Annotated in this window: 7 protein-coding genes; 3 read left to right on the top strand and 4 right to left on the bottom strand. The window is 69.9% G+C overall.

Annotation, left to right across the window (positions count from 1 at the left end; all coding sequences use genetic code 11):
• The coding region (locus VLF18_RS00835) for a hypothetical protein (protein ID WP_325277716.1) at positions 1-542 on the top strand (542 nt) is incomplete at its 5' end.
• A gap of 11 nt (positions 543-553) precedes the next feature.
• Positions 554-1,171, top strand: coding sequence for a hypothetical protein (locus VLF18_RS00830; protein ID WP_325277715.1), 618 nt, complete (start codon positions 554-556; stop codon positions 1,169-1,171).
• A gap of 16 nt (positions 1,172-1,187) precedes the next feature.
• Here VLF18_RS00830 and VLF18_RS00825 read toward each other — a convergent pair whose 3' ends face one another.
• The 4 genes from VLF18_RS00825 to VLF18_RS00810 all read right to left on the bottom strand — a co-directional run bounded on the left by VLF18_RS00825 (position 1,188) and on the right by VLF18_RS00810 (position 5,568).
• Positions 1,188-1,592 (bottom strand): GtrA family protein, encoded by a 405-nt coding sequence (locus VLF18_RS00825; protein WP_325277714.1) that lies wholly within the window; start codon positions 1,590-1,592, stop codon positions 1,188-1,190.
• A 3-nt stretch (positions 1,593-1,595) separates the two neighbouring features.
• The gene (locus tag VLF18_RS00820; protein ID WP_325277713.1) at positions 1,596-2,543 is read right to left on the bottom strand and encodes a glycosyltransferase family 2 protein; all 948 of its coding nucleotides are present in this window, start codon (positions 2,541-2,543) and stop codon (positions 1,596-1,598) included.
• Positions 2,544-2,577: 34 nt separating this feature from the next.
• Positions 2,578-3,594 carry an S-methyl-5-thioribose-1-phosphate isomerase gene (gene mtnA / locus VLF18_RS00815; protein ID WP_325277712.1) on the bottom strand — a complete coding sequence of 339 codons (1,017 nt, stop codon included), beginning with the start codon at positions 3,592-3,594 and terminating at the stop codon, positions 2,578-2,580.
• Positions 3,595-3,786: 192 nt separating this feature from the next.
• Positions 3,787-5,568, bottom strand: a complete 1,782-nt coding sequence (locus VLF18_RS00810; protein ID WP_325277711.1) for an ABC transporter ATP-binding protein — start codon at positions 5,566-5,568, stop codon at positions 3,787-3,789.
• Between VLF18_RS00810 and VLF18_RS00805 the strand changes: the two genes are divergently transcribed.
• Positions 5,562-6,320 (top strand): hypothetical protein (locus tag VLF18_RS00805; RefSeq protein ID WP_325277710.1); only part of this gene is annotated, 759 nt, incomplete at its 3' end. The two genes, VLF18_RS00810 and VLF18_RS00805, sit on opposite strands and share 7 nt — an antisense overlap.

The raw sequence follows: 6,320 nt of genomic DNA, 5'->3' as shown, positions 1-6,320 counted from the left end.
CCCCCGGCCCCGACACCGAACGCCACGCGCGGCACATCGCGTCGGAGGCGCTGCGCGACGATCCGCTCGGCCTCGTGCGCCTCGCGATTCCGACGACGCGCGACTATTTCGCCGCCGACCAGACCGCAGCGCGCATGGCCGACGACATCGGCGAACGTCCGCTCAGCGCGCCGATGGCCGCCTCGGTGCGCGAACGCCTGAACTACGACGCAGCGCAGGTCCACGCCGTGCGCAATCTCGCGGTGCGCTGGTTCGAGCGCGGCGGCGCCTGGCTGGTCGCCTGCCTGTTCGCGCTCGCACCGCTGGCGCTGATCGCGGCGCTGCGGCTCTGGACGCGCCGGCGCAGCGTCGCCGTGCTGCTCGCGCTGACCGCGTGCGGACTCGTCGCCGGCCAGCTGCTGTTCTCGCACATCGTCTCGTTCCGCTATCTGCATCCGTTCGCGCCGCTCGTGCTGATCTGCGCGGCGACGGCGTTCGCGCCGGCCGCGCGCCGCCGTTCCGCGCTCGACGGCTGGGGCAATGCCGCGCTGTCGCCGACCTGAGGAGACCCGCCATGAAACGCATCGCCCTCGCCGCCGCACTGCTCGCGCCGTTGCATGCCGTCGCCACGGAACCCGTGCTCGGTGCCTGCGACGGCTGCGAGGCCGTCTTCGTCGGCCGCCCGGCGGCGCCGCCGGCGATCGCGCGGATCGCGCCCGCCGGGGAAGCCGGCGAACCGTTGCAGTGGCGCGGACGCACGCTCGACGCGAACGGCAAGCCCGTCGCCGGCATCGTCGTCTACGCCTATCAGACCGATGCGAGCGGACGCTATCCACGCGATCCCGCGCAGGACGACGCCGCGGCGCGCCGCCACGGCCGCCTGCGCGGCTGGGCGCTCAGCAATGCGCAGGGTCGCTTCGGCTTCGACACGATACGGCCGGCGGGCTATCCCGGCACGAGCGTTCCGGAGCACATCCACGTGCACGTGATCGAGCCGGGGCGCTGCACCTACTACATCGACGACGTGAATTTCCGCGACGATCCGCGGCTGAAGGCGAGTTCGACTTCGCACGACGGACGCGGCGGCAGCGGCGTCGTCGAGGCGAAGCGCGATGCGTCGGGAACCTGGCAGGTCGAACGCGACATCGTGCTCGGCAGGAATCTGCCCGACTACGCGCGCTGCGGCGGCTGAGCCGCCGCGCGGTGGTTCATTCCGCCGGGGCCTTCGCGTCGCGGCGATAGATCCACCAGCGCGACGACACGTAGTTCACGACGAGGCCGGCGGCCGAGCCGGCGGCGACGCCGAGCTCCGGATAGCGCCGCACGAGCGGCACAAAGGTATACAAAATCGCATAGGCCCCGTAGTTCACCATGAAGCCGCCGCTCATCGCGAGCAGGTACCGCGCCCATTCGCCGAACAGCCCGTAGCGGCGTGTGCCGCGGAACGTGTTGTGGCGGTTCCAGAGCCAGGTTGCGGTCGCGGCGCAGAGAAACGACACGAGGCGCGCGGCGTAGGCGTCCATCTGCAGCCCGCTGACGAGCAGGCGCAGGGTGCCGGCGTCGACGATGAAGCCGATGACGCCGCCGATGCAGAACAGCAGGAACTGCGACATCGCCTACTCCGGCGCCGGATGACCGAGATAGGCCAGCATCTTCAGTTCGCGCCGGCCGCGCGTGACCGTGTCGAGGATCAGCCCGGCGAAGAACGACAGCGCCGCGAGCAGCATGAGGCCGGTCGACAGGATCGCGGTCGGGAAGCGCGGCACGAGGCCGGTCGCCGCGTAGGTCACGAACAGCGGCACGGCCAGGGCGACCGCGACGATCGCGAGCGCGGCCGCGATCGCCGAATAGAACGCGAGCGGACGCTCGGCGCCGAACAGGCGCACCATCGTGACGACGATGCGGATGCCGTCGCGCACCGTCGACAGCTTGCTGTGCGAGCCTTCAGGCCGTTCCTTGAACGGCGTACCGACTTCGGCCACGGCCATCTTGAGTTCGAGCGCATGCACGGTCAGTTCGGTTTCGATCTCGAAGCCCTTGCTCAGCACCGGGAACGATTTCGCGAAGCGCCGCGAGAACACGCGGTAGCCCGACAGGATGTCGGAGCAGTTGCGGCCGAACAGCTGGCTCAGGAAGCCCGTGAGCATGCGATTGCCGAACGCATGGCCGGGCCGGTGCACGTCGGCATGGATCGGTTCGCGCACGCCGACGACCATGTCGAGGTTCTCGGCGAACAGCCGCGCCACGAGCGCCGGCGCGCTCGCCGCGTCGTAGGTGTCGTCGCCGTCGACCATGACATAGGCGTCGGCCTCGATGTCCGCGAACATGCGCCGCACGACATGGCCTTTGCCCTGCAGCTTCACGCTGTGCACGATCGCACCCGCTTCGGCGGCGACCTGCGCGGTGCCGTCGCGCGAATTGTTGTCGAACACGTGGATCGCCGCGTCGGGCAGCGCGCGCCGGAAATCGGCGATGACCGCGGCGATCGCGATTGCTTCGTTGTAGCAGGGAACCAGCACCGCGACGCGGCGCGCGCGCGCCGGCTTCGTCAGATCGGAATTCATCAGGACGGCGCTCGTCGAATCGGCTGACATCGGATCAGCCATGGCCGGGCACGAACAGGTTTTCCATCGACCGGCGATCCGGATGCGCGATCACGCCGCGCTCGGTCACGATCGCATCGATCAGCGAGGCCGGCGTCACGTCGAATACGGGATTCCAGGCTTCCGCGCCGTCGACGACCGTGCGCTTGCCGCCGACGCCGAGCAGCTCGTCCGCAGCGCGCAGCTCGATCTCGATCGCGGCACCGTCGGGCGTGGCCATGTCGACCGTCGACGACGGCGCGACGACCATGAATTTCACGCCGTGGTGGCGCGCGGCGATCGCCAGCTGGTACGTGCCGATCTTGTTCGCGGTGTCGCCGTTGGCCGCGATGCGATCCGCGCCGACGATGACCCATTGCACCGCGCCGCTGCGCATCAGATGCGAGGCCGCCGAGTCGGCGATGAGCTGCGCCGGAATGCCGTCGCGCACGAGTTCGAACATGGTCAGGCGCGCGCCCTGCAGCCACGGACGCGTCTCGCCGGCATAGACCCGTGCGATCTTTCCGGCGGCGAAGCCGCTGCGGATCACGCCGAGCGCGGTACCGAAGCCCGCGGTCGCGAGCGAGCCGGTATTGCAGTGCGTGAGCACGCCGCCGCCGTCGAGCAGCGCGGCGCCGAGTTCGCCCATGTGGCGGTTCGCAGCGAGATCTTCGTCCTGGATCGCCTGGGCTTCGGCGGCGAGCGCGGCGACGTCGGCGCCGATGCCCTGCATGCGGTCGAGCGCCCACATCAGGTTGACGGCGGTCGGACGCGACGCGCGCAGCACGCGGACCGCCTCGTCGAGCCGCTCCGGCTCGTCGCGCGCCGCGAGCACGACGCCCCAGGCCGCCGCGATGCCGATCGCCGGCGCGCCGCGCACGACGAGATCCTTGATCGCCTGCGCCACCTCGGCCGCGCTCGCGCAGTCGACGAAGACTTCCTCGAACGGCAGGCGGCGCTGATCGAGCAGGCTCAGGCGGTCGCCGCGCCAGTGCACGGCGCGAATGGTGTCGTGGCGATCCAGGTCGGACATGGGAGAAGCCCTTGAAAGCGAACGCGCAAGGATAGCGTAGCCAGCATCTGTCGGGCGCAATAGCCGAAGCGCGTTGCGCCGTCTCACACCCGCCCCACCCACAAAAAAAAAACAAACACGCCGCGCCTTTCGCCAACACGCCAACGGTGGGCCGGCAACGGACTCGGCGCAATGCGCTTCGGTTATTGCGCCCTACGCGGCCGCACCGGTCTGCACCCGCCACAGCGCCGCATAGCTGCCGCCGCGCGCGATGAGTTCCGCGTGTGTGCCGAGTTCGGCGACGCGGCCGTTGTCGAGCACGGCGATCTGGTCGGCGTGAACGATGGTCGACAGGCGGTGCGCGATGACGACGACGGTGCGCTGGTGCGCAAGTCGCGCGAGCGAGCGCTGGATCGCCGCCTCGGTTTCGTTGTCGACGGCGCTGGTGGCCTCGTCGAGCAGCAGCACCGGCGGATCCTTGAGCAGCGCGCGTGCGATCGACAGGCGCTGGCGCTGGCCGCCGGAGAGCTTCACGCCGCGCTCGCCGACGCGCGTGTCGTATCCCTGCGGCAGGCGCAGGATGAATTCCTGCGCCTCGGCGGCGACCGCGGCCGCGACGATGTCGGCCTCGCTCGCGCCGGGCCGGCCGTAGGCGATGTTCTCGCGCACCGTGCCGTCGAACAGGAACACGTCCTGCGCGACCCAGCCGATCTGGCTGCGCAGCCAGTTCAGCGGATAGTTCGCGATGTCGCGGCCGTCGAGGCGGATGCGGCCCTGCGTCGGCTCGTAGAAGCGCAGCAGCAGCTTGATCAGCGACGACTTGCCGCCGCCGGTTGCGCCGACCAGCGCGAGCGTCCGGCCCGCCGGCACGTCGAGCGTGACACCGTGCAGCACCTCGCTGCCGTTCGCATAGGCGAAATGCAGGTCCTCGAGCGCGAGGTCGCCGCGCGCCGGATGGTCGGGCAAGGTCTGGTCGCTGTCGCGGATCGTGATCGGCGTGGCGAGGAGTCCCAGGATGCGCCGCGTCGACGCCATCGCGCGTTCGAACAGGTCGACGGTTTCGGCGAGCCTCGTCAGCGGCCAGAGCAGCCGCTGGGTCAGGAACACGAGCACGGCGTAGAAGCCGGCCTGCAGCTGTCCTTCGAGCACGAGTTGGCCGCCGCGCACGAAGGTGCAGAGGAATCCGAACAGGATCGCCATGCGGATCAGCGGCACGAACGCCGCGCCGAGCCGGATCGCATGGCGATTGGCGGCGACGTAGGCCAGGCTTTCGCTCGCGAGGCGCTCGCGCTCGCGCTGCTCGGCCGCGAAGCTGCGGATCGTCGCGATGCCGGCGAGGTTGTTCGCCAGCCGGCTCGACAGCGCGGCGACTTTCTCGCGCACCACGTCGTAGCGCGGCCCGGCCTTGCGCTGGAAATAGAAGGCGCCCCAGAGAATGACCGGGATCGGCGTGAACGCGAGCAGCGCGATCTGCGGCGAGATCGCGAAGAACACCGCGCCGCACGCAATCACCGTGACCACCACTTGGATCAGATCGCTCGCGCCGCCATTGAGAAAGCGTTCGAGCTGGTTCACGTCGTCGTTGAGCACGGCGACGAGTCCGCCCGAGGAGCGGTCTTCGAAATAGGCGAGGTCGAGGTTCTGCACATGGGCATAGGCCGACGTGCGCAGTTCGTGCTGGAGGTCCTGGGCGAGGTTGCGCCAGAGCACCATGTAGGCGAATTCGAAGATCGACTCGAACACCCAGATGGCCAACGTCAGCGCGCCCAGCAGGTAGACTTGCTGCAGCGGGTCGGTGACGCCGAAGCCCGCGACGAACGACGCCTGCCCGCGCACGACGACGTCGATCGCGATGCCGATGAGGATTTCGGGTGCGACGTCGAACAACTTGTTCGCCACCGAGCAGAGGCTCGCGGCGATGAAACGCGCGCGGTAGGGCCGCGCATGACGGATCAGCTGCCACAGCGCAGCAAACGACGAGGTGGATGATGGCATCGCGAAAGCCTAGCACGGAGATTCCTGCCAAACGCGCGCCTGCAGCGCTGGAAAACGACCGCGACGCGCGGTTCCAGGCGCTGCTGCGTGCGGCCTGCGTCAAGGCGGCCGGCGTCGGCGCGCTGTCGGCGCTGGTCGGCGCGATTCCCGGTGCGGGCGTGCTGCTGCGCTTCGCGCTCGGCGAGCTGGCCGACGCCGCGGCCGTCGGCGCGATCCAGGAAAAGCTCATCGAGGACACGCTGACGCTGTACGAACTGCCGCTGCCCGAGCCGCTGCGCAAACCGCTGATCGCGCAGATCAGCGCACTGGGTGCCGGCGCGAGCCTCGGCGTCGACGCGATCGGCCGGCGCATTCTCGGCCGCTTCGGCAGCAAGCTCGGCGGCACCGTGTTCGGCCGCGTCGCGCCGCTGGTCGGCGTGCTGACGAGCGCGCTCGGCAACGCAGCGACGACGTATGCGATCGGCCGTCGCGCCGAAGCGTTCGCGAAGATGGGGGCGGCACCGGCCGACAGCCTCGTCGACGCGTTCCGCGCGTTCACCGGCGTGGACGAACGCCGCGTCTGGGAATGGTCGGTCACGGCGACCAAGGAAGCCCTCGCGACAGTCGCGCGCGTGACCAGCAAGGTCAAGGCGATGAATCCGTTCGCGCGCTGGGAAGTGCCTGACGCGGACGCGGACGAAGCAGCGTCCGACGGCGAGGCCGATGCCGGCGAGAAATCGGCCCGCGAAACCCCGCGTCCGGCCGCATCGCGC

It is taken from the genome of Tahibacter sp. (genome assembly GCF_035481375.1).
Lineage (GTDB): Bacteria > Pseudomonadota > Gammaproteobacteria > Xanthomonadales > Rhodanobacteraceae > Tahibacter.
Note: the sequence above shows the minus strand (reverse complement) of the source record. Positions and strands in the feature narration are given on the sequence as shown.

Bases quoted from the DNA above. Each gene is read 5' to 3' on its own strand.
- VLF18_RS00830 (WP_325277715.1), top strand. From the start codon at position 554: ATGAAACGCATCGCCCTCGCCGCCGCACTGCTCGCGCCGTTGCATGCC.
- VLF18_RS00825 (WP_325277714.1), bottom strand. From the start codon at position 1,592: ATGTCGCAGTTCCTGCTGTTCTGCATCGGCGGCGTCATCGGCTTCATC.
- VLF18_RS00820 (WP_325277713.1), bottom strand. From the start codon at position 2,543: ATGAATTCCGATCTGACGAAGCCGGCGCGCGCGCGCCGCGTCGCGGTG.
- mtnA (WP_325277712.1), bottom strand. From the start codon at position 3,594: ATGTCCGACCTGGATCGCCACGACACCATTCGCGCCGTGCACTGGCGC.
- VLF18_RS00810 (WP_325277711.1), bottom strand. From the start codon at position 5,568: ATGCCATCATCCACCTCGTCGTTTGCTGCGCTGTGGCAGCTGATCCGT.